This window comes from Barnesiella sp. B2-R-119 (assembly GCF_023656675.1).
GTDB lineage: Bacteria > Bacteroidota > Bacteroidia > Bacteroidales > Barnesiellaceae > Barnesiella > Barnesiella intestinihominis.
Genome location: NZ_JAMOKL010000006.1, coordinates 102,926 through 124,865 on the forward strand (window position 1 = coordinate 102,926; position 21,940 = coordinate 124,865).

Annotated in this window: 17 protein-coding genes, 1 pseudogene and 1 riboswitch; of the genes and pseudogenes, 4 read left to right on the forward strand and 14 right to left on the reverse strand. The window is 41.6% G+C overall.

Annotated features, from left to right (window positions below; genetic code table 11):
• Window position 1: 1 nt before the first annotated feature.
• The 6 genes from NBH06_RS11500 to ppdK form a co-directional block, all read right to left on the reverse strand.
• Entirely contained in the window at window positions 2-1,606 is a 1,605-nt protein-coding gene (locus NBH06_RS11500; RefSeq protein WP_250794454.1) for an SGNH/GDSL hydrolase family protein, read from the reverse strand.
• A gap of 125 nt (window positions 1,607-1,731) precedes the next feature.
• Window positions 1,732-2,247, reverse strand: coding sequence for a threonine/serine exporter family protein (locus NBH06_RS11505; RefSeq protein WP_250794456.1), 516 nt, complete (start codon window positions 2,245-2,247; stop codon window positions 1,732-1,734).
• Window positions 2,244-3,020 carry a threonine/serine exporter family protein gene (locus tag NBH06_RS11510; RefSeq protein ID WP_046412155.1) on the reverse strand — a complete coding sequence of 259 codons (777 nt, stop codon included), beginning with the start codon at window positions 3,018-3,020 and terminating at the stop codon, window positions 2,244-2,246. Before NBH06_RS11510 ends, NBH06_RS11505 begins: the two co-directional genes overlap by 4 nt.
• 264 nt (window positions 3,021-3,284) lie before the next feature.
• Window positions 3,285-4,385, reverse strand: coding sequence for a uroporphyrinogen decarboxylase/cobalamine-independent methonine synthase family protein (locus tag NBH06_RS11515; protein WP_250794458.1), 1,101 nt, complete (start codon window positions 4,383-4,385; stop codon window positions 3,285-3,287).
• Window positions 4,386-4,517: 132 nt separating this feature from the next.
• Window positions 4,518-4,719: riboswitch (cobalamin riboswitch) on the reverse strand.
• A 79-nt stretch (window positions 4,720-4,798) separates the two neighbouring features.
• The gene (locus tag NBH06_RS11520; RefSeq protein ID WP_250794460.1) at window positions 4,799-6,169 is read right to left on the reverse strand and encodes an alkaline phosphatase; all 1,371 of its coding nucleotides are present in this window, start codon (window positions 6,167-6,169) and stop codon (window positions 4,799-4,801) included.
• A 179-nt stretch (window positions 6,170-6,348) separates the two neighbouring features.
• Window positions 6,349-9,063: a pyruvate, phosphate dikinase gene (ppdK, locus tag NBH06_RS11525; RefSeq protein WP_155012402.1), complete on the reverse strand. Its 2,715-nt coding sequence runs from the start codon at window positions 9,061-9,063 to the stop codon at window positions 6,349-6,351.
• 306 nt (window positions 9,064-9,369) lie between these two features.
• Here ppdK and rlmD point away from each other — a divergent pair, with 306 nt between their 5' ends.
• Together rlmD and NBH06_RS11535 are read left to right on the forward strand one after the other, a co-directional pair.
• Window positions 9,370-10,782, forward strand: a complete 1,413-nt coding sequence (gene rlmD / locus NBH06_RS11530) for a 23S rRNA (uracil(1939)-C(5))-methyltransferase RlmD (protein WP_046412159.1) — start codon at window positions 9,370-9,372, stop codon at window positions 10,780-10,782.
• Window positions 10,783-10,932: 150 nt separating this feature from the next.
• The gene (locus NBH06_RS11535; RefSeq protein WP_250794462.1) at window positions 10,933-12,909 is read left to right on the forward strand and encodes a DUF2961 domain-containing protein; all 1,977 of its coding nucleotides are present in this window, start codon (window positions 10,933-10,935) and stop codon (window positions 12,907-12,909) included.
• A gap of 53 nt (window positions 12,910-12,962) precedes the next feature.
• Here NBH06_RS11535 and NBH06_RS11540 read toward each other — a convergent pair whose 3' ends face one another.
• The gene (locus NBH06_RS11540) at window positions 12,963-14,201 is read right to left on the reverse strand and encodes an anaerobic sulfatase-maturation protein (protein ID WP_250794464.1); all 1,239 of its coding nucleotides are present in this window, start codon (window positions 14,199-14,201) and stop codon (window positions 12,963-12,965) included.
• Window positions 14,202-14,407: 206 nt separating this feature from the next.
• On the opposite strand from NBH06_RS11540, the gene NBH06_RS11545 reads away from it, so the two are divergent.
• Together NBH06_RS11545 and NBH06_RS11550 are read left to right on the forward strand one after the other, a co-directional pair.
• On the forward strand, window positions 14,408-15,886 hold the full coding sequence (locus NBH06_RS11545) for an arylsulfatase (protein WP_278450735.1): 1,479 nt from the start codon (window positions 14,408-14,410) through the stop codon (window positions 15,884-15,886).
• 25 nt (window positions 15,887-15,911) lie between these two features.
• Entirely contained in the window at window positions 15,912-16,562 is a 651-nt protein-coding gene (locus NBH06_RS11550) for a DedA family protein (protein WP_021892486.1), read from the forward strand.
• Between the two features lie 61 nt (window positions 16,563-16,623).
• Here the strand turns inward: NBH06_RS11550 and NBH06_RS11555 are convergent, their stop codons facing one another.
• The 7 genes and pseudogenes from NBH06_RS11555 to NBH06_RS11580 all read right to left on the reverse strand — a co-directional run bounded on the left by NBH06_RS11555 (window position 16,624) and on the right by NBH06_RS11580 (window position 21,936).
• The gene (locus NBH06_RS11555; RefSeq protein ID WP_250794466.1) at window positions 16,624-17,685 is read right to left on the reverse strand and encodes a carboxypeptidase-like regulatory domain-containing protein; all 1,062 of its coding nucleotides are present in this window, start codon (window positions 17,683-17,685) and stop codon (window positions 16,624-16,626) included.
• Between the two features lie 9 nt (window positions 17,686-17,694).
• Window positions 17,695-18,042 (reverse strand): annotated as a pseudogene (locus NBH06_RS13645) (M56 family metallopeptidase); the annotation flags it as partial.
• A 416-nt stretch (window positions 18,043-18,458) separates the two neighbouring features.
• Complete coding sequence (locus tag NBH06_RS11560) at window positions 18,459-18,827, reverse strand: BlaI/MecI/CopY family transcriptional regulator (protein WP_008862179.1); 369 nt, start codon at window positions 18,825-18,827, stop codon at window positions 18,459-18,461.
• A gap of 203 nt (window positions 18,828-19,030) precedes the next feature.
• A complete protein-coding gene (locus tag NBH06_RS11565; RefSeq protein ID WP_250794468.1) occupies window positions 19,031-20,467 on the reverse strand; it encodes an MFS transporter in 1,437 nt (478 codons plus the stop codon).
• A 29-nt stretch (window positions 20,468-20,496) separates the two neighbouring features.
• Window positions 20,497-21,021 carry a hypothetical protein gene (locus NBH06_RS11570; protein WP_046412163.1) on the reverse strand — a complete coding sequence of 175 codons (525 nt, stop codon included), beginning with the start codon at window positions 21,019-21,021 and terminating at the stop codon, window positions 20,497-20,499.
• 24 nt (window positions 21,022-21,045) lie between these two features.
• Window positions 21,046-21,288 (reverse strand): hypothetical protein, encoded by a 243-nt coding sequence (locus NBH06_RS11575; protein ID WP_195329327.1) that lies wholly within the window; start codon window positions 21,286-21,288, stop codon window positions 21,046-21,048.
• A gap of 12 nt (window positions 21,289-21,300) precedes the next feature.
• A complete protein-coding gene (locus tag NBH06_RS11580) occupies window positions 21,301-21,936 on the reverse strand; it encodes a 3'-5' exonuclease (RefSeq protein WP_046412164.1) in 636 nt (211 codons plus the stop codon).
• Between the last annotated feature and the right edge of the window lie 4 nt (window positions 21,937-21,940).

The following is a 21,940-nucleotide window of genomic DNA, read 5'->3' on the forward strand; positions in this document are numbered from 1 at the left end:
CCTAGGCTACTTCAACAGCTTCTTGTGGTAAGATAACGGTTTCGATGACTGTATTGCTTAGGAACATTTCTTTGGGAAAAACATTTTCGACGGTTTTCATTCCGTTTAAATAAGCTTCGCCACCCGACACGATTTTACTATTCAGCATATCGAGATATTTCAAAGAAGGAAGTTCTCGAATCGTTTTTATGTCCGAGCTATTTAAATCGCCTTGTAAAATAAGTGTTGTGATCGTATCGGTTGTGGCAGGAAGCAGAGAGGATAGAGTCCCGGCAACGTCTACTCGGATAACCCCTTCGGGTATATCGGGTTGAGGTTCTCCTTTTTCAGCGATTATTCTCATGGCGTTGATATAGGAAAATCCCAAAGTGTTGTTACTGCTTTTACCGATAGTCAATACAACGACTCCTTGTGCCGTGGGTTTTATGCCCTTTACGGTAGCGACCGACGAAGTGTTGGAAGCTGCATCGATGGTCGCACTTCCGCTATTTTCTCCCGCATAGGTATAGGTTGTTTCTCTATTTCCATCGCCTGCCCGAGAACCGAAAGTTTGGAAAGAATAAGTTGCAGTCGGGTTTAAGCCAGATATTGTCAAAACGGGATTTTCTCCATTGGAGCTGAAATTACTTGTCGAAATGGCTGTGTTCATGTCCCAAATAGCGGAGTTACTGCCGTTGGTGGCCGCATGGGTAAAACCGGTAGTAATTTCTATCGAAACGGTCGTTGCGTTTCCAGTGGAATCATTCAGCATGTCGACTCTATATCCGCTGGCTTGGTTGTTAACATTATTCCAGCTATCGAGTCCGGCTTCGGCAGGACCGAAGTTAATATAGATGGGTGTCGTAGATATTTCTATCGGGGTACTCCCTGCTATTTCGGGGATATTGGCATTTTTGACGATATTAAATAAAATGTCATGAGCGGCATCATTCAAATGCACACCGTCACCTGAATCGTATTCGGGGCGTATAAAGCTATATCCGTCTTCGGTCGCTATGGGAGTGTAGAAGTCGAGTGCGTATTCGCCATATTTATTCAATATACTATCTGTCAGTTCTTTGAATTGATCTCTTGCTGCTTGCTTCCAAATGTCGGGTTGATGTTCTTCGCTGTATGGACCATCATACTTTTCCCCGAAATTATGGGGCTGTGAAGTGGTAATCCAAACTTTTACACCAGCAGCTTTCGCCAAATCTATGATAGTGGCGAAATGTTTCATTTGCGTAGCGACAGGAATACCGTTCGATACATCGTTGGTGGGCATGTTGATAATGATCGCGTTCGGCGACAGGCTGAGCGCTTTGGTAATATTTCTTTCTGTATCGACTTCGAGAATATGGTTTCCCGTGTTGTAGGGATTGGTTCCGGTCGGCATGATTGCACATGTGGTATAACCACCTTTGGCCAGATTGGTAACCGTGTTGGTAGGGTCTATCGATTGCAGGTAGGTGCGATACTGATTTACCCAAGCTCTATTGGAGTCGGAGACGCCTGCTCCGGCTGCTGTCGATGAGCCTAATACGACAATTCTGGTTCCTGCATCGGTAAAAAACATAAAGCAAGAAACCAGTAAGAAGCATAATGTACTGAGGATTGTTTTTTTCATATCCGTCTTCATGGTTTAATTAATAAATAATATTTATCCACAAAGATACGGGCGTGTACTTATATAAATAAAGTACTATTTTAATAAAGTATGATATTAATATAACAAAAAAAATATGTTTCGGCTTATTTCTTGATTCGACGTGAGGCCCTCGTCATCGTGAAGGCTCGTTTGTAAAAAATGAATATAGGTATAGTTGCTCCGACAGCTAATGCGAATAAAACAGAGACTGTCGTTATACCGTTTTTGAAAATCTCCAAAAGGTAATGGATTGCTTCGTTATCGTTATTACTGCTTTGAAGGAATTTGATAAGAGAAAATACAGTGCGATAGGCATACATTCCCGGTATCATCGGTAACAATGCCGGTATGTAGAGTACCGTGGCCGGGCAGAAGAGCTTGTAGGCAGAAAAATGGCTGAGAAGCCCGATAGAAAATGCTGCGATGAATGATGCCGAGGCTAAATCTAATCCGGCGTATTGCAGTAGTACGAATCGTATGCTGTGGCCGATAGCAGCGAGTATGGCTGTACACGGAATAACTCGACGAGGAGGATTGGATATAACCGAAAAACCGATTGCCGCTATGGCTGCACCGATGGCATCGGCAGCTACGGAACCTATGAATTGCCATTCTGTCATAATAGTTTTCCTCCCATCATCAATAATGTGATAGCCATTCCAAATGCAATACAAATAATTAGTAAAAACGCATTGATGAGTCGTGCTGTTCCTGCCAATACATGACCTTCGATAATGTCGATAATCCCATTGATTAATGGAACACCGGGAATCAAATAGAGTACACTAGCACCGATAGCTATATCCGGTGTGTTTCCCCATTGCTGCCACATAGTTACCGAGGCTATTAAAGAAGCGACAAACGCCGATATTGTAAATATAAAGTAGTGATTGATATGATGTTTCCCTAATACTTGTTTGATGCGAAATCCGACAAGAGTCGCAACAAAAACCGCTGCAACGGCGATCCAGTCTCCACTGAATAACCGGCAGAAAGATGCATTAGCGAATCCCACTAATACCCATACCAGCCATGCATTTAATCGAGGTTTGCTTGTAATGGCATGATATTTTTCCCATAGCTGGTCGAGAGGGAGATGGTTATCGTAGGCTTCCCAACTGAGAGCGCTCAAATCGGAATTGATTTCGAAGTTTATAGCGCCGGCTTTTGCTGTGTTTACCATACTGTATACATGGGTATTTTCCTTATTCCGCAAAGTCATTATGATTGTTTTGTGAAATAAGGTCATGTGTGCTTCAAAACCGAACGATTCGGCTATACGGGCTGTATTGCGTACAATTCTCGACGTATGTACTCCCGAAGCCATGAGACATGTAGCATATTCCGAAAGGAACTGCGATACGGCTTTAAGTTCTTCGTGTATACTGTTCACCTTTGTTGTATTGACTGATTTTTCGACGTGCAAAGATAGTGAAAGGTGAGTGCAAAGGCAAGCGGAAATTGCATTTCCGACTTGACTATGCAGAACCGCATCCTATTTTCGCATACTGTACAAAGATAGTGAAAGATAAGAGCAGGATAAAACAAATATATTTGTTTTTCATGTCGAACCATACTCTATTTTCGATTCAATCGCAAATTCGTGGGGGGGTAGACTTTTTGCATATATAAAGGTAGAAAAACCGGGAAGCCCGTTCTATTCTCCCCAAACGGTTTTTGCAATATTTTTCATTGTCGCTATTTTGTTCCACATTTCTTGTTCTGAAATCGAGCTGTTTCCCGATAAATTCCTGAAATTGCCTTGACAACTGAGATGAAGAGACTCCAATGGTAGAAGGCGTGCAGCGTTTTCGATATGATGAGTGATAGTGCTGGTAGATATCGGTTGGCTGCTTGAAGTCGATACAAGCCCTAATATAACGTCTTTGCTTTGACAATGTTTCAAGATGGAAAAGTCTATATTTTCATTTTCCCTATTACCGAAGTCGAAAGCTATGGCATTCGCTTGCGTAGAGAGTAGTATTTCTGCTATTTTTTCTCGATCTCGGGTATTCCACCATTTCTCGTCGAATTGTAAGGATATGCACATATCGTCGGGCTTGTCGTTTAAGCAGAGTTCGGTCAAACGAGCAAGTACGGTAGACAGAGATGCGAGGTCGGTATTATTTGCTTCGGATATTTGTTGAATATCGCAGCCTCCCGTTAAGTTCCAAGTATAGTCGCTGAATTGTAGGAATCGGCATCCCATATTGTAAAATTCTCTAATTACTTTTTGGTAGGTCTGTGCAATATCATGGGAGAGCACTTCGATGTCGGGATAATATCTTCCTGTATTAAGACGGTTCTCAGGACGGATTAATTCGGCTAATAAAGTCATTGGGGACGGTAGTAGAGCTTTTGCATACATGTCGCCTCCGATAATTCCGGTCAAATAGGTAAAGTGCTCTGTGACAGGTGGCGTCGATAAAAAATGATTGTCGAAGTCTATTTTCCCGCATATAACAGATTTATCATTTTCTTCTGACGTATCGTTTGGTTCTGTTTCGTGCCTGGAAATGTTTTGAAGATGATGAAAAAAATCCGTGTATCCGTTTGATCTATAATCTCCATCGGTAACGCATTTTAAACCTATCTGTTTGCATGTGTCGACAATGTGTTGGATTTCTTTATTTTCGATTTCCAGTAATTGTGCTGCATTTAGAAATCCTTCTTGAACTTGTTTGCGTGCTTCGATTAATTGCGGTGAATAAACAAAATTCCCAGTTATATCCACACTGTAAGGAATCATTCTTCTCATAACTGCATCATTTTACATATATAAACTATGTTATAGAAAAGCGTGTTTCTATAACATGGTGTATTTTTTTGCTTTCGCAAAAAATTTCTATCGGAAAAGTATTCGTTTTATCTCCTAATCCGCGAAGAGATAAATTTTATTATGTAACCGGCAGGTCTTCTGACTTGTTCTATTTTAGACGCCTTCCCAATCACATTGGATTAGTGGCATTGTAGTTGTTTGTCTAAAATCTATCGAACTACACAGCAGCGGGTCTGTTCGGGATTTGCACCCGATTCCCTTTTCATTGCTTTATCGAACGCGATAAAAGCAAACCGATTACAAGGGACAAAGTTATTTCCTTTATTTTATTTTACAATGTTTTTTCTAAAAAATCTTATATATAGATAGGCTTTCTTTTCTTAGTCTTTGTATTATTCGTAGCCGGCAATTCGGGCTATTAGTAAGGGCACATCGGTATTGTCGAGTTTCCCTTGAAAGTTTTCTGCTCCTAACCCAATCGCATAGAGCGGGACATAACCCGCTGTGTGAGAACTGCAAGACCATGTGATTTCGGCTATTTCGTTGAGAATCGTTTTGGCGGCTTCGGCTATCGGTTCATTGTTTTCATATAGAGATTTTATCAAGTCCCCTTGTTGGTTGTGTATAGTTTCTTCGTAAATTTTTTTAAGATGTGCTTCTTGTTTGGGGGATAAGTCGAGTTTGCTCCAAAAGCCAAAGGCATGGGATAGGGCTTTTTGTATAGTTTCCCATGAAATTTCGGTGTTTTGTTTACGCAGATTTTCTATTTCTTTTGTAAATGCTATTCCACTCATTGTTTGATATTGGAGTGCTTGTAGGTTGAGTGAGTAATTTCCGTTGCCTAATACTACGCCTCCGGTTTCGTGGTCGGCTGTAACGATAATGAGGGTTTCATCGGGATACTTTCTATAAAAATCATAAGCCAATTTTACCGATTCTTCCAAATCTTTTATTTCTCTGAAATTGGTAGCTCCGTCACGGGAGTGTCCTGCCCAATCTATTTTGGAGCCCTCTATCATTAAAAAGAAACCATTTCCTTTTTGTTGCAGAAAGTCTATTGCACATCGGGTGAGATCGGCTAAACAAATATCTCCCGGTTCACGGTCTATGGCGTAAGGGAAGTCTTTTTGGGGAAATAAAATCATTTTGGAGGCTACCTGTGATTGGCGATTGTATTCTTGTATGCCGAGAGCCAATGTATAGTTGGCTTTCGGAATCATATCGTATAGAGATTTTTTTCCTTCTGGCGACGGTTGTGTAAATTTATCTCCTGCATAGAAATCAAATCCGGCGGCGAGCATATCGACTCCTATTTCGTAACGGTTATTACGGTTTATTTGGTGAGCGAAAAAAGCGGCGGGAGTGGCATCGTCTATTTCTCCGCTGGTAATAATTCCAACAGGTATGTTTTTCTTTTGTGCTGCCACCGCTATACTATATATAGGTAGACTGTCTGCATCCACACCGATCGTATTGTTGTTGGTCTTTTCACCGCAGGCCAATGCCGTACCAGCTGCTGCCGAGTCTGTTACTCCTCGATTGGCAGAGTATGTGCTTACAAAAGTCGTATAAGGGAATTTCGAAAACAATAGCGGTAAGGGTCCTGTCTTACTGGTCAGTTCCCCGTAAAACATTTCAGTACCGTTAACTTGATTTATGCCCATTCCATCGCCGATGATATAGAATACATATTTGGGCCGAGTGGCTTGTGTTAATAAGACGGAAAGGATTAAAAGGCTAATAAAGAGTAGTGTTTTTTTCATCGTGTTTGTATTTCAATCCGTTTTACTTGATGAAACAAAGGTACTTAAAAACAGGAGAACCGGACTTCTCTTGGTATGAATTTTTGATTACATATCGTATGAAAGGGTCGATATTGAAGGGATATAAAAAAGGCTAACAGATAATGTTAGCCTTTTTTATAGAGTTATCAAAGGACTTTTTAATCTTCGATAGCAGCCTGCGCCGCAGCCACACGTGCGATAGGTACACGGTAAGGACTGCAAGATACGTAGTTCATACCGAGTTTGGCACAGAATTTCACAGATGAAGGTTCACCACCATGCTCACCGCAAATACCGACTTTGAGCGACGGTTTGGTGGAACGGCCTTTTTCCACGCCCATGCGTACGAGTTGCCCTACACCTTTTTGGTCGAGAACTTCGAACGGATCGGTTTTGAGGATGCCTTTTTCTTTGTAAATCTTTAAGAATTTACCGGCATCATCGCGAGAATAGCCGAATGTCATTTGAGTCAAATCGTTCGTGCCGAATGAGAAGAAGTCGGCAACTTCGGCAATTTGATCGGCCGTAACGGCTGCACGGGGAACCTCGATCATCGTACCTACTTTGTAGGCAACCGTGTCGCCGCGTTCTTCGAATACTTGTGCAGCGGTACGGTGGATAACTTCGGCTTGCATTCTCAATTCTTCTACAACACCTACGAGGGGAACCATGATTTCGGGGTGAACGTCGATACCTTTTGCTTTTACGTTCAAAGCAGCTTCGATAATGGCTCGGGCCTGCATTTCGGTTATTTCGGGATAGGTACAACCTAACCGGCAACCGCGGTGACCTAACATGGGGTTAAATTCTTCCAAAGCATCGCAAGCTAATTTTACTTCGTCGATGCTCATTCCCATCTCTTCTGCCAATTCTTTTTGAGTGGCCAATTGATGCGGTACGAATTCGTGTAGAGGAGGATCGAGCAGACGAATGGTTACACCCAGACCGTCCATAGCTTCGAATATTCCTTCGAAGTCGCCGCGTTGCATGGGCAACAGTTTGTCGAGTGCGTGGCGACGTCCCTCTTCGTCTTTCGACAGAATCATTTCGCGCATGGCTTTGATACGGTCGCCTTCGAAGAACATGTGTTCTGTACGGCATAATCCGATACCTTTTGCTCCGAATTTGCGGGCTACCGCTGCATCGCGCGGAGTATCTGCGTTGGTGCGTACGTCTACTCGGGTATATTTTTCAGCCAAATTCATAATGGCTGCGAAATCCCCGCTCATATCGGCGTCTACGGTAGGAACTTGTCCGTCGTAAACATCTCCGGTGGAACCATTCAAAGAGATCCAATCGCCTTCTTTGTAGACTTTTCCGCCCATTTCTACCGTACGGGCTTTATAATCGACTTTTATTTCACCGGCTCCCGATACACAGCATTTACCCATACCACGGGCAACTACGGCTGCGTGGGAAGTCATACCGCCACGAGCAGTAAGGATGCCTTGCGCCACGCTCATGCCTCGCAAATCTTCGGGAGAGGTTTCGATACGTACCATGATTACTTTTTTCCGTTTTTCGGCCCACGCCTCTGCGTCGTCGGCGAAGAATACGATTTGTCCGGTTGCTGCACCCGGCGAGGCAGGAAGTCCTTTGGCTACGACTTTAACGCGTTTGATGGCATCCTTGTCGAATACGGGGTGCAATAGTTCATCGAGTTTTTGAGCCTCCATGCGTTTCAAGGCAGTTTTTTCGTCGATGATTCCTGCGCGGAGCATATCCATGGCGATTTTTACCATAGCGGCTCCGGTGCGCTTTCCGTTACGAGTTTGCAATAACCACAATTTGCCATCTTGAATGGTGAATTCGAGGTCTTGCATATCTTTGAAGTAGTCTTCGAGTTTTTGTTGAGTTTCGATAAGTGCTTTTGCACATTCGGGCATAGCCTCTTCGAGAGAAGGATATTTGGTTGCGCGTTCTTCTTCCGATATACCTTGCAATGCAGCCCAGCGGCGAGATCCTTCGAGTGTGATTTGTTGGGGGGTGCGTACACCGGCAACTACGTCTTCTCCTTGTGCATTGATGAGGTACTCTCCGTTAAAGATATCTTCGCCGGTAGCAGCGTCACGGGTGAATGCTACACCGGTAGCCGAGGTATTTCCCATATTGCCGAATACCATAGCTTGTACGTTTACGGCAGTACCCCATTCTTCGGGAATCTGGTTCATACGACGGTAGAGAATGGCGCGTTCGTTCATCCAGCTATCGAATACAGCACAGATAGCTCCCCATAATTGTTCCCAGGGAGAAGCAGGAAAATCTTTTCCCGTATTTTCTTTAACGGCGGCTTTAAAGAGTTTTACTAATTCTTTGAGGTCTTCTACTTGGAGTTCGGTATCACTCTTTATACCTTTGGCCTCTTTGACTTTGTCCATCACTTCTTCGAATGGATCGATGTCTTCTTTCGTTTTAGGCTTCATACCCAGTACGACATCGCCGTACATCTGTACGAATCGGCGATAGGAATCCCATGCAAACCGCGCATTTCCCGATTTTTTAGCAATGGCTTCTACGGCGTCGTCGTTCATACCTAAGTTCAATACTGTGTCCATCATACCGGGCATGGAAACACGAGCTCCCGAACGAACCGATACCAATAGCGGATTCGAGGCATCTCCGAATTTCGTGCCCGTGAGGCTTTCGATATGAGCGATAGCCTTTTCTACATCGCCTTTGATTTCTTTTACAACAGCTTCCTTCCCTTGCTGAGTGTATGTGGTACAAACTTCGGTAGTGATTGTGAATCCGGGGGGAACAGGAACTCCAATTAAGTTCATTTCCGCCAAGTTGGCTCCTTTACCGCCCAGCAGGTTTTTCATGTCGGCACGGCCTTCTGCTTTGCCGTTGCCAAAAGTATAAACTCTTTTCATAAATAAATAAGTATATGATATTTTGTATTAAATATTGTTTCCTTTATTCGACTTTGTGACCCATTCGGAAAATCTTGTATAGAAACAATACGCAAAAATAAAGGATTCGTGCAAACCACAAAAATATTTTGCTACAAATTTTAACGCTGTGCACTATTTATTTGCTTTACCTGTCTCTTTCGTGAAAAATACTTATCTTTGCCGAATGTGGAGCCTGTGGTTTTCTGCATAATTGCATAGCCGAATTTATTTAGATGTTCGGTTCGTATTGTTTTGTTTGGCTTTGTAACTTATTAATTTTTTGTTTTGGCACGAAAAAAGAAAGAGCTACCCTTGTTGGAGCAGGTAGAAATAACCGGAGTAGCAGCCGAAGGCAAGGCTTTGGCACGAGTGAACGATTTGGTAGTATTCGTCCCTTTTGCAGCACCGGGAGATATAGTGGATTTGCAATTGATACGTAAGAAGCATAATTATGCTGAGGCACGTATCGTGAAATTTCACGCTTATTCTTCTTTGCGGGTAAATCCTTTTTGCGAGCATTTCGGTGTTTGCGGCGGGTGTAAATGGCAACATGTGGCTTATGACTATCAGTTACAATTTAAACGGCAGCAAGTGGAAGACAATCTTACCCGCATAGGTAAAATCCCTTTGCCGGAAATTTTACCTACCAAAGGTTCGACCAAGCAACAATATTATAGAAACAAGCTCGAATTTTCATTTTCCAATAAGTCGTGGTTGACTTATGAACAGTTGCAGACGGAACAGGAATTCGACTGTCGTAATGCGTTGGGATTTCATATACCCGGTATGTTCGACAAAGTCCTCGACATAAAAAAGTGTTGGTTGCAGGACGATATATCCAATCGCATTCGACTCTCGATAAGACAATGTGCTATCGATAATCATTATCCATTTTTCGATTTGAGGGAGCAGATAGGATTCATGCGGAATATTATTATCCGGACCTCTTCGACAGGAGAGGTTATGCTCATAGTCGTATTTTTCGAACCCGATATGGTGCGTATCGAACGAATGATGCAACATATAGCGGATACGTTCCCCGAGATTACGTCTTTGCTTTATATTGTCAATCAAAAACGAAACGACACGATTGCCGATCAGGAAGTTTGTGTGTTCCGGGGAAGAGATTATATTTGGGAAAGTATGGAAGGATTACGATTCAAGATAGGACCGAAGTCTTTCTATCAAACCAATTCCGAACAGGCTTATGAGTTATATAAGGTTGCCAGAGAGTTCGCCGGATTGACGGGAACCGAGTTGGTTTATGATCTATATACTGGCACGGGTACTATTGCCAATTTTGTGGCAAGACAATCCCGTAAGGTGGTAGGTATCGAGTATGTTCCCGAAGCGATAGAAGATGCCAAAGAAAACGCCCGTATAAACGGGTTGGATAATACTTTGTTTTATGCTGGCGATATGAAGGACATTCTTACAGAGGATTTTATAGAGGAGCATGGTCGTCCAGAAGTCATCATTACCGATCCGCCTCGTGCCGGCATGCATGACGATGTGATTAAGACTATATTGTTCGCTTCTCCTGAACGTATCGTTTATGTAAGTTGTAATCCCGCCACTCAGGCGCGCGATTTATCTTTGTTAGATGCAAAATACAAGGTCGAGCGGGTACAGCCGGTCGATATGTTTCCTCATACTCACCATGTAGAGAATGTAGTATTGTTAGTGAGGAAAGAATAAAATCTAAAATTTCGAGAAAGTGTAGGCCGGGTATATCGATACCCGGCCTTTTTTGTGGATAAAAGTATAAGGAATAGATAATAAAGTATTTGTCTTGATTTGCGAGACAGAGGTATTTTTGTACATTGAAAATATCTTAAAATTTTATCCATGAAAAGAAAAGCTTTTATAAGATTACTTGCAGTGACTGCTTTATTCCCATTTTCCGTGACTGGAAATGCATACTCCGAAACTGTTTCTTCAAAATCGTATGGATTATCTCGCATGACCGATGTGGCTCGATTTCCAGTATTGGATCGGGAAATGAAAGTGAAGTACGAGGGCAGTATCGATAAGAAAGGTGGTAGTGCCGATTGGGATTGGAGCTTGTATCAAGATAAGAAAGGAGAGTGGGTAATATTCGATGTGGCGGGAGCCGGCTGTATTTATAATATGGTACAACATCGTTATCTGAGTTCGGAAGAACCCGTATTTCGATTTTACTTTGATGGTGAGGAGACCCCCCGTTTTACTATTCGTTTGTCGGAGTTCGGAGAGAAATATCCTTTTACCGAACCACAAGCATCGTGTTACATCGGCCCTTTGGATAATGGACGAGGCCCTATCCGGGTAGTTCGCAGTTTTGTTCCTATGCCGTTTCGTAATGGCTGCCGAATCACTTCGAGCGTTAAACTCGAAGGACCTCACCGGGATAAAGGGCAAGGTGGCTGGGGACATGTTGTGTATCACAGTTATCCCACTGCGCAAGGGATAGAGACTTTTACTGGAAAGGAGGATTATAGTTCTTTGGTTCGTCAGTGGAAACAAACGGGAGTCGATCCGAAGATTGGTAAGGATAGAATGTTTCGTATGTCGGAAAAGAAATTAGCACCCGGGGAGTCATTGTCTATAATAGATGTGCATGAGGGGGGTGTCATCAATTCGTTGAAACTTTATATGGCTGATATGAATCCCGATAGATTGCAAGATGTATGGATACGTGTGAAGTGGGATAATCACGAAGGGGAAGATGTTCTGTGTCCTATCGGTTGTTTTTTCGGTAATTCCTTAGGATATAATAATACCCGGTATTTATTAATGGGAGCGACGACAGACGGTTGGTTTTATAATTATTTCCCTATGCCGTTTTGGGAACGAGCCCATGTAATGTTGGAGAATAGGAGCGGAGAGACCGTTACTTTGGGCTTTGTTGAAGTAGGAGTAGGGGAGAATAGCTATGATAGAGAGTATAGCGGTTACTTTCGTTCTTCTGACTATTATACTCGTAAACATACACCGGGGGCGGATAGCCCCATCGCGTCGATAAAAGGAACCGGGAAAATGGTTGCCGCTCATGTGACTTGTTATGGGGAACGTCCTCATATTATTACTTGTGAAGGAGATGTAAGAATACATATAGATGGGATTAAGACGCCGCAGGTTGAGAGCGATGGTTCGGAAAGTTATATTTGCTACGGGTGGGGATTCCCGACTCCGGCCGAGTGCAATCCGTCGGGCGGTTATGACGGGCTGAGCGATAATCCCTGGTCGATGACACGATTGTGTTTAGGTGATAGCTATCCATTTTATTCGCAATTGGATTTTAATATAGAGTCTGGTGAGAGCAATAACCAGTATCTCGAACATCTGGGGATTGTTTTTTATTATGGGCAGGATAAAGTTTCCTTAGTTAAGACCGATAGCATAGATATGGCCTCGAAAAAGTCGTTGAAACGACATAAATATAAAGTAGAAGGAGATGTATCTGTGGAGATGCTAACTTCTTGTTTTGAGGGGGATGCCGATGATGTGGAAGTTACGGCTATGGTTCATAAATTTACCGGAGAGAGTTCGTTTCGTATAACAGTATTACCGAATAATCATGGAGTAAGATTGCGTCGATGCAGCGATCAGGAGCTTCCCAGACAGTGTGCGAGAGTTTGGGTCGATGGACAGGATGCCGGCGTGTGGTATTTGGCGGACAGTAATCCGTACAAACGCTGGATTGAAGATGAGTTTGAAATACCGGAATCTCTTACTCGCGACAAATCGGTTTTGAATATACGCATTGTTCCAGAATCTCGCGAAGAGGGCTGCCCTGTGAGTTGGAACGAATCGGCCTATGAAGTGTTCTGTTATATGGAATAATTTTATTGAAAGAGAGAAAAAGGCTTTATACCGATTCGGTATAAAGCCTTTTTCTATTTGTCGGGGATATTTTGTTTCACCCATTGCATGACATTGGCTGGTGGGCGTTGATTATCCAATTCGTGTTTCATGAAGTCCATATAAGGAGCTGCGTGTTTAAAGAATCGGTGATAACCAGCGCACAAATAATTTAATCCCGGTTCTCCGGTGGCCGTTTTTACAAACCTGTTTTTGGGGCACTCTCCGTGGCAGGCAAATAGAAAATCACACTCTTTACATTGTTGGGGCAGAGCATTGCGCTTGTTTTGACCGAAAGCAATTTGTCGGGGACTATTCATCATTTCGATTAAAGATTGGGTGTATATGTTTCCCAATTTATACTCAGGAAATACAAAATGGTCGCAACTGTACACATCTCCATTAAATTCCATAACTCCGGTATGACCGCAAGTTTCGGCCATAGAGCATATTCCGGGTGTTACACCAGCCCAATTGGCAAGAGTAGCATCGAATAATTGTATGTAGTATTCTCCTACGTCATTTCGAACCCATTCGTCGAATATCGTACAAAGAAAGTTGCCCCATTGTTCCGGAGAGACGGAGAAGTCTGTTACTCCGTCTATTGATTCTTCATCGGGAGAGGCTAATATGCGCCCGTCTTCATGTTGCCGAATACGTTCGACAATGGGTGTGAATTGTATATATTTACAGTTGATGTCCTTGAAAAAATGGTAGAAATCTAAGGGATAGTCCCCATTAAAGTCGTTAACTACTGCCATAGCATTCCATTCGACGCCATGTTTATTGAGCAGATTTATCCCTCGCATGACATTTACGAATGAGGGCCTTCCCTGTTTGGTCAATCGGTATTCGTCGTGAAATTCTTGTGGCCCGTCTATACTGATACCGACCAGCCAGTTATTTTCTTTGAAAAAACGACACCAGCTGTCTGTTAATAATGTTCCGTTGGTTTGGATGCTGTTATCGATAATTCGACCTTTTCCGTATTGAGCTTGAAGTCGTACTACTTTTTGGTAGAAATCCAACGGTCTCATTAGGGTTTCGCCACCATGCCATGTGAATAAAATATGGTCGTTTGCCTGACTTTCGATATATTCTTTGATAAATTTCTCTAATAGGCTTTCGCTCATGATGTGCTTGGGAGAGTCCCGATAGAGTTTCGCTTTTTCGGTATAGTAGCAATATGTGCAGGCCAGATTACAAATTGCCCCCACCGGCTTGGTCATGATATATAATATCCGGTCGAAAGGTGTGTAAAGAGATTGGTTCATGATTGTATCAAAGATAGATTTAGTAAGCGGTTCAAAATTAGTAAAAATAGGGAATACAATAATTCGGTACTCGAATTATTTTTAAGTTTTATGTTTTAGGAATCGAATCTTTCGTCTTATATTTGAACCGAAAAAGAATAAGATATTATAAATTTTCGAGGTAATTATCAATGAAATATAGCCGGTTATTATTTGTTGGAGGCGGAATGTTGGCCTCTGTTTTCGCTGCATTTTCGGCAAAGAAAAGTGATAAGCCCAATATCGTTTTTATTTTATGTGACGATATGGGTTATGGAGATTTAGGGTGCTATGGGCAGAAATATATCGAGACTCCGAATATAGATCGTATGGCTTCGGAGGGTATGAGATTTACACAGGCTTATTCGGGTAGCCCTGTTAGTGCTCCTTCCCGGGCTTGTATAATGACCGGACAGCACACCGGACACGGAGAAGTACGAGGAAATAAAGAGTATTGGCGAGATAGTGGCGAGGTGCGTTATGGAGTTAATACCGACTATGCCATCGTAGGCCAACACCCTTATGATCCCAATCGTGTTATTCTTCCTGAAATTATGAAAGAAAACGGTTATAGGACGGGAATGTTCGGTAAATGGGCCGGGGGATATGAAGGCTCTGTTTCTACTCCGGACAAGCGTGGTGTCGATGAGTTCTTTGGATATATCTGTCAATTTCAGGCTCACTTGTATTATCCCAACTTTTTGAATCGGTATAGTTCCCGGTTGGGCGACACTGCGACTATTCGTGTGACGCTCGAAGAGAATATCAAATATCCCATGTGGGGGGCCGGTTATGCTTTACGGCCTCAATATTCGGCCGATCTTATTCACGAAGCTGCAATCGATTGGTTGGATCGTCAGTCGGGAGACAAACCTTTCTTCGGTTTTTTTACTTACACATTACCTCATGCCGAATTGGTACAGCCAGAAGATTCCCTTCTAAATTACTATCGAGAACGGTTGGGGGAAACCGGTGTGTTTAATGGCAGTTATGGTGGGCGCTATAATCCCGTGACTCATACCCATGCACAGTTTGCGGCAATGATTGCTCGGTTAGATATTTATGTAGGTGAGATTTTGAAAAAATTGAAAGAGAAAGGGCTCGATGAGAATACCATCGTTATTTTTTCATCGGATAACGGCCCTCACGAAGAAGGGGGAGCCGACCCCGGATTTTTTGGACGAGATGGGAAACTGAAAGGAATCAAGCGTTCTTGCCATGAGGGAGGTATACGTATTCCTTTTATCGTTCGTTGGCCCGGTCATGTCCCGGTAGCTGTCAATGACCACCAGTTGGCGTTTTATGATATATTGCCTACTTTCTGCGACTTGATAGGGGTGAATCATATCGAGCGATATGGAGAGAATAGGAAAGACTATTTCGATGGACTTTCATTCAAACCTACCTTGCTGGGTAAAGACAAACATCAAAAGAATCATGAGTTTCTTTATTGGGAGTTTTGCGAGACCGATCAAATTGCTGTTCGGCAAGGCGATTGGAAGTTATTTGTTGAGAAGGGTAAATGTCATTTGTATAATTTGGTCGATGATATTCATGAGGATTGTGATTTGGCTGCCCAATATCCCGATCGTGTAGAAGATATGAAGCGTATCGTATTTGAACAGCATGTAGAAAATCCTTATTTCAAAGTGACTATGCCCCAATAAAGTTAATGTATTTATATATGGATTTATGGAATTTTTGATTGACTTTATTTTGCATATAGACAAGCATCTGATTGAGATAGTACAGGATTATCATACTTGGGCCTATGCTATATTGTTTATGATTATTTTTTGTGAGACGGGTTTGGTTGTCACACCCTTTTTACCGGGAGATTCTTTACTTTTTGTTGCTGGGGCTATTACAGCGTTGCCAGGAATTCCCTTAGAAATAAATGTTTTGGTACTTATTTTGTTTGTCGCTGCGGTATTGGGAGATTCTTGTAATTATGCAATAGGCCATTTTTTCGGTAAGAAGCTATTCAGTAACCCCAATTCAAAGATTTTCAAACAAAGCCATTTAGAGAAAACCCATGCTTTCTTTGAAAAATATGGAGGGAAAACCATAATTATAGCTCGGTTTGTCCCTATCGTTCGTACTTTTGCTCCTTTTGTGGGTGGTATGGGGAAAATGCACTATTATTATTTCATGATGTATAATCTAATCGGAGGAGCTTTGTGGGTAGCGATTTTTTGTTATGCGGGCTATTTCTTCGGTGATTTGCCTTTTGTTCAGAAAAATTTAAAACTTCTGATTGTCGCGATTATATTTGTATCTTTGTTACCTGCCGTAATAGAGTTTGTACGGGCAAAAATGAAATTCAGAAAAGTAGACCAATAAAACAAAAAGGCTGTTTTCTATTTTGAAAACAGCCTTTTTTGCATTCAGTCGTCGAGTCATATTATTTTTTCAAGGTAATCCATATAATGCAATCTTTGTCGGTCGCTCCATATTCTTCCTTCGATTTTTCATCTTTCAGGACTGTTATACTTTGTATATTGTTGGGATCTATATTTTTTAGTTCTGTTTCCGAAATCTTTTTCCCGTCTACGATGCAAAGTGTATTTTTCATGATATCCTCAGAAGTATCTTTCTTGGTAATCGTTATGGTTTTTATCGGATCTGTCGAAGTTGCAGCGTTTCCTTTGGTTTGTATGATAAGGGCTCCATTTTCACCATCTTTTCCATAACTTTTGATCGCTTCTTCTCCTTTGAGGACAGTTATCGATTTTATTTTGTCGGCATCGAGTTTTTTGAATTTGTCTTTGGAAATTTTTTTACCGTCTAAAATATATATAGGATCGTAAAAGACTCTGGTATTGTTGTTTTCATCGACTATGACCGAACCATCTTTTTGGATATCTACATTTATATTGCTAATTTTTCCCTTCGTATCGATTTTCTGTCTATTGTTTTCTGCGCTGTCTTTTGTCGTAATGGTTATGCTGTTGATTTTTCCTTTCGTGCCGATCGAAGTGTTCGGCTCGGTTTTGTTTCCGACTATGATAATTTTCGAACTGTTATTCTTTTCGCTGCTTTCCCCGAGGTATATTTTCAGATTTTGCCTGTCTTTGTCATTGCAACTGATTTCGGCCGAGCCTAAACCGACATAAGAGATGAGCAAAGTTTTTCCTATGGGCGTTTTTAAGGAGAAGTTTCCGTTTAGATCGGTTACTGTTCCTGTATTGCTGCCTTTGACCAAGACGGTGGCTCCGACGATAGGTTCGTTGGTTTCTATGTCTAAAACACACCCGGATATTTCTATCTCTTTATCCTTTATGGTTGCGGTGTTTTCGGAACTACCGATCATAGCTGTCAAGTTACTCAAATCGACCGAGGATACTTTGTTTAATTCATCGGAGATTTCGGGGTGGGCGAATACCGAAACGGTACATAATGCGACCGGTATGACGTAGAGATACTTCAAGGTCGCTTTGCGGTTTGATTTCTTTTTTAACATCATGGTAATTCTTTTGTTAAGTTTATTGTGATTAAAGTGATTGGTTATGTAATAAAACTTGGAACCGACCGATTGTTTTATTAACAGTAATTGGTATTGTTTGGCATCGATGCCTTGTTCCAAAACGTAATTATCGGCTTCGTATTCATGTACGGTTTGCAGCTCTCGTTTCAGTAACCAAGCGGCCGGATTGAACCATTGTAATCCTATACAGAGATCGGCAGCCAGTAAATCCCATGAATGATGTTTGCGAATGTGTGCAGATTCGTGTAGGAGTATTTCTCGGCGATGGTTTTGGAAGTCGGCTTTTGAAATGACTATTTTCCCGAACCAACTGAAAGGAGCAATGGATTGGGAGATAACGACAAGAGAAAGTCCGTCGCTGTCGGTATATTTTTTCCCCGCTCCGAATCAGTCGCAGAAGTTTTATAATTGTGCAGACATATCTAGTGATAAAGTATAAAATCCCGATGAGATAGATACTTAATACTGCGATAATACCTATCGGAATTTTACTTTGTGATTCGTTTTCTATATAAGATGTTGCCGGTAGACTGTCGAGTATAGTGGTGTTTGAATACGTTTCGGGAACAGCCGTATGAACCGGATATAGCGGAAGAATAAACGATAGAGGTATCAATAGTAGCAATGCTGTTCTATTGTAGCGGTAAAATGTTTCCTTACTTAGCAATATACTGTAAAACAGATACAGAATGGCTAGATAAACAGAGGCTTTTAATATATAAACAAAGAATGTGCCCATTGGTGGTGATTGGTTATTGTTCTGCGTTTCCTTTTTCTACTTTTTCGATAAGCTCTTTCAATTCTTTCAGTGAAATATCTTCTTCCTCGATTAAAGAGGAAACGACTCCCAAATAGGAGCTGTTGAAGTATTTACGTATGACTTGTCGCAAGGTCCGTTTTTTGAACGATTCTTCGCTTACAACAGCAAAATATTGATAGGTTTTACCATATGCTTTGTGTGACACATAGCCTTTTTCTTCGAGTCCTCTTACGATGGTCGATAACGTATTGAAGTGAGGTTTGGGTTCGTCATAAAAATCCAACAGTTCTTTCACGAATAATGGCCCTTTATGCCAGAAATAATTCATGATTTCCTCTTCTTTCGATGTAAGTCCTTTCATATTTTTTCTATTTATGATACAAATAAACTAAATGTTTTAGTTTTTCAACTAATTATTATAGTTAATAAAACTAAATAAAATAGTTTATTAACTACTGCTTATAGTTTGATTGGGAAGAAAAGAAAAATCGGCAATAGAGTGTAAACATCTATTACCGATTATATTGGACTAATAACTAATGTATTATTCTTTTTCTTTTATCATTATTTTTGAATATTGGGAAGTTCGAGCCCGTATCCACGTTTCTTGTCCTCAACTTTTAACCATAACCCGAAGAGAAGAGCCAACACACCTAAACTTGCAAATATAAGCATAGGGGTTGTATAGTTGTATTGTAACGGATCGGTTATGCCGGGATTCGAGATTCTCAATGCTGCACCTATAATCATGGGGAATGCATATAATCCTATGTTTTGAATCCAGAAAATAACGGCGTATGCCGAACCTAATAGTTTGTTGTCTACAAGTTTGGGGACGGACGGCCATAAAGAAGCTGGAACCAATGAAAAAGAGATTCCCAATAATATGATAGATAAATAGGCGACGATAACTGCTGCGGTAGTACCTTTCAGGGCCGGCAACACCAATGCGAATACCAAATGGCAGGCAATCATCAGCAGTGCACCGAAGATGAGCATAGTAGCTCCTTTACCACGATGGTCGAGAAAATTTCCTAAAATGGGAGTAATAGCCGCCGCGCCCAAAGGGAATACGAAAAATACCCAACCGGCTTGTTCGGCCGTGTATCCTAAATTACATTGCAGCATATTGATTGCATATTTTTGGAATGGGAAAATAGCCGAGTAGTAGAGTACGCAAAGAAGAGCTACTAACCAGAATACTTTGCTCGAAAAAATGAGTTTGAGATCTTTCAATTTGAAAGGATCGTCTTTTTCCTCACCGCTTTCGCCCATCTGTCGTTCGAGTTTTTTATCCATGAAGGCATAAGTGATAAAACAGATGAGTCCGATTGCCAGTAATATAACTGCTACGAGAACAGGACGAGATACATCGATAGGAGAGATTTTATTGGCCAAGACCGGAGAGCCTAAGACGACTACGGCGACTCCCACACGGGCAATAGCCATTTCTACCCCCATGGCGAGTGCCATTTCTTTCCCTTTGAACCATTTGACAATTCCGCGGGAAACTGTAATTCCCGCCATTTCTACGCCACAACCGAAGAACATGAAACCGATAGCCGACATTTTAGCCGACGCAGGCATGCCCTCGTAAAACGGGGTGATGTTCCACCATTCCAAAGGTAAATTCATAAATCGGTTCATGAGAGATTCTGCTTCGCTACCGATAAATGCATTGCTGACAGCGAAATAGTTGATGGATGCCCCTGCGAGCATAACGGCCCCGGAAAGAATAGCCGTGAAGCGAACACCCATTTTATCGAGAATGATACCCGCAAAAATTAAAAAGAATACGAATACATTCAGGAATGTTTCAGAACCGGCATAGTGTCCATAGGCATCGGGAGACCACCCTCTTGATGTTTGCAAAAGTTCTTGTAAAGGCGATAGTATATCCATGAAAATATACCCGAAAAACATGGCACTTGCCAGTAGAATAAGGGCCGTCCATCGTATGGCCGGGACGTCCTTCATCAATTGGTTCATTTTTTCAGTCATTGTGTTTATGTGTTTTATATATTAACTTCTTAGAAATAGACAGAAAGCCCCATTTTTATTCCGTACTGGTTGAATTTATCGGTAAAACTGTGCTTCCAATATACGGCCGGATCCAGAGATATGTTGTGACTCACGAAAATCGCATATCCCAGCTCGGCTCCGACATATAGGTAATCTCTGCATTGAGAATCACTTCCTTTGGGTTTATACCATGCATGGGTGTATCCTGCGTTTACGCCGAGAAACAGAGTCGTGAGCGTATAATATCTAATGCTTCCCATTATATCGATGCTATTGTCTTTGTACTCTTTATTCCATGCGAAGTCACCGCCGATCCCGACAAGAATAGCCAAATTATTGGCAATGAAATTACCTGCTTCGACTTTTAGTCCGAGGTCGAACGTTTCTTTGCCCGTATCTTCCGTGTGGGTACTGCCTAAATTAAAGCCGCTTAATTGAGGGTTGATGATCCATGTGTTTTTTAGGATTTGAGCCGAACCGGTGTTCGAAAACAACCATATAACCAAAAAGGTTAATAGTACTTTCTTTGTCATAGTCCGATGAATTTTATTTATGGTTTATGATATATTGTCGTTTCGTAGGGTTCTTCGTTCAGAGGCGTCTTGCTTTTTCCTTCGTTCTTCTCTGATTTTTTCTCTACGTTTCATTGCCCATCTGAGTATGAAAATGACGAGTAAAGTAACACCGATAATACTAAAATATTCCCAGTAATTTCCGCTCAAAAGCATACCTCTGCCGAAGTAGGCCATCACAGCCAAATAAATAATCAAGAGCAATGCTATAATGTCGTATCGTTTCATAATATTGTAGTTTTATAAAGACGAGGGTTGAATTTTATATATGGGGGATTTGAATTTTCCAGATTTCAAAACTTCGTATATTTTTATGCAACTCCAAGCATCGGTCGCTGCATAAAGTTGTTGATTTTCGGTAAGATGATCGGCTTCCCAGTTGGATAATCGTTGCCCTTTGGAAATTTTTTTTCCGATAACTATACCATAGATTTTTTGTAGACTTTGATCTTCGATGTTGTATTTTTTCACAAATTTTTGTAATTCTATAAAATTTCTCGGTATAAATTGTCCGCCGTTTAGCCGACTCAACATACAGAAGTCATCTTTGAGCGATATTCCTACTTTCAAGAGGGATTCGTTTTCGAGCAGATTCTTAATCGCAGGTGTAAATCCTATGCGATTTATACGAAACAAATAACACGTATCGTGGGTCGATAATTGGATAAGTGCTACATGATTGCTTTTTCCTTTTTTGAAAGTTGGCCGAGTCTCTGTATCGAATCCGATAATTCTCTCGTTATTTAGTTGGAGTACTGCATTATCGGCATCTCTTTCATTATCGATTACGACTATTTTCCCCGGAAATGTTTCTATGGGTAAAGTAGCAATGATTTCTTTACTGATTTTTATTTTATTGGGTGTATCGTTCTCCATAATT

Coding starts and splice junctions, on each gene's coding strand:
- NBH06_RS11500 (WP_250794454.1), bottom strand. CDS start 1,606: ATGAAAAAAACAATCCTCAGTACATTATGCTTCTTACTGGTTTCTTGC.
- NBH06_RS11505 (WP_250794456.1), bottom strand. CDS start 2,247: ATGACAGAATGGCAATTCATAGGTTCCGTAGCTGCCGATGCCATCGGT.
- NBH06_RS11515 (WP_250794458.1), bottom strand. CDS start 4,385: ATGAGAAGAATGATTCCTTACAGTGTGGATATAACTGGGAATTTTGTT.
- NBH06_RS11520 (WP_250794460.1), bottom strand. CDS start 6,169: ATGAAAAAAACACTACTCTTTATTAGCCTTTTAATCCTTTCCGTCTTA.
- ppdK (WP_155012402.1), bottom strand. CDS start 9,063: ATGAAAAGAGTTTATACTTTTGGCAACGGCAAAGCAGAAGGCCGTGCC.
- NBH06_RS11535 (WP_250794462.1), top strand. CDS start 10,933: ATGAAAAGAAAAGCTTTTATAAGATTACTTGCAGTGACTGCTTTATTC.
- NBH06_RS11540 (WP_250794464.1), bottom strand. CDS start 14,201: ATGAACCAATCTCTTTACACACCTTTCGACCGGATATTATATATCATG.
- NBH06_RS11545 (WP_278450735.1), top strand. CDS start 14,408: ATGTTGGCCTCTGTTTTCGCTGCATTTTCGGCAAAGAAAAGTGATAAG.
- NBH06_RS11550 (WP_021892486.1), top strand. CDS start 15,912: ATGGAATTTTTGATTGACTTTATTTTGCATATAGACAAGCATCTGATT.
- NBH06_RS11555 (WP_250794466.1), bottom strand. CDS start 17,685: ATGATGTTAAAAAAGAAATCAAACCGCAAAGCGACCTTGAAGTATCTC.
- NBH06_RS11560 (WP_008862179.1), bottom strand. CDS start 18,827: ATGAAAGGACTTACATCGAAAGAAGAGGAAATCATGAATTATTTCTGG.
- NBH06_RS11565 (WP_250794468.1), bottom strand. CDS start 20,467: ATGACTGAAAAAATGAACCAATTGATGAAGGACGTCCCGGCCATACGA.
- NBH06_RS11570 (WP_046412163.1), bottom strand. CDS start 21,021: ATGACAAAGAAAGTACTATTAACCTTTTTGGTTATATGGTTGTTTTCG.
- NBH06_RS11575 (WP_195329327.1), bottom strand. CDS start 21,288: ATGAAACGATACGACATTATAGCATTGCTCTTGATTATTTATTTGGCT.
- NBH06_RS11580 (WP_046412164.1), bottom strand. CDS start 21,936: ATGGAGAACGATACACCCAATAAAATAAAAATCAGTAAAGAAATCATT.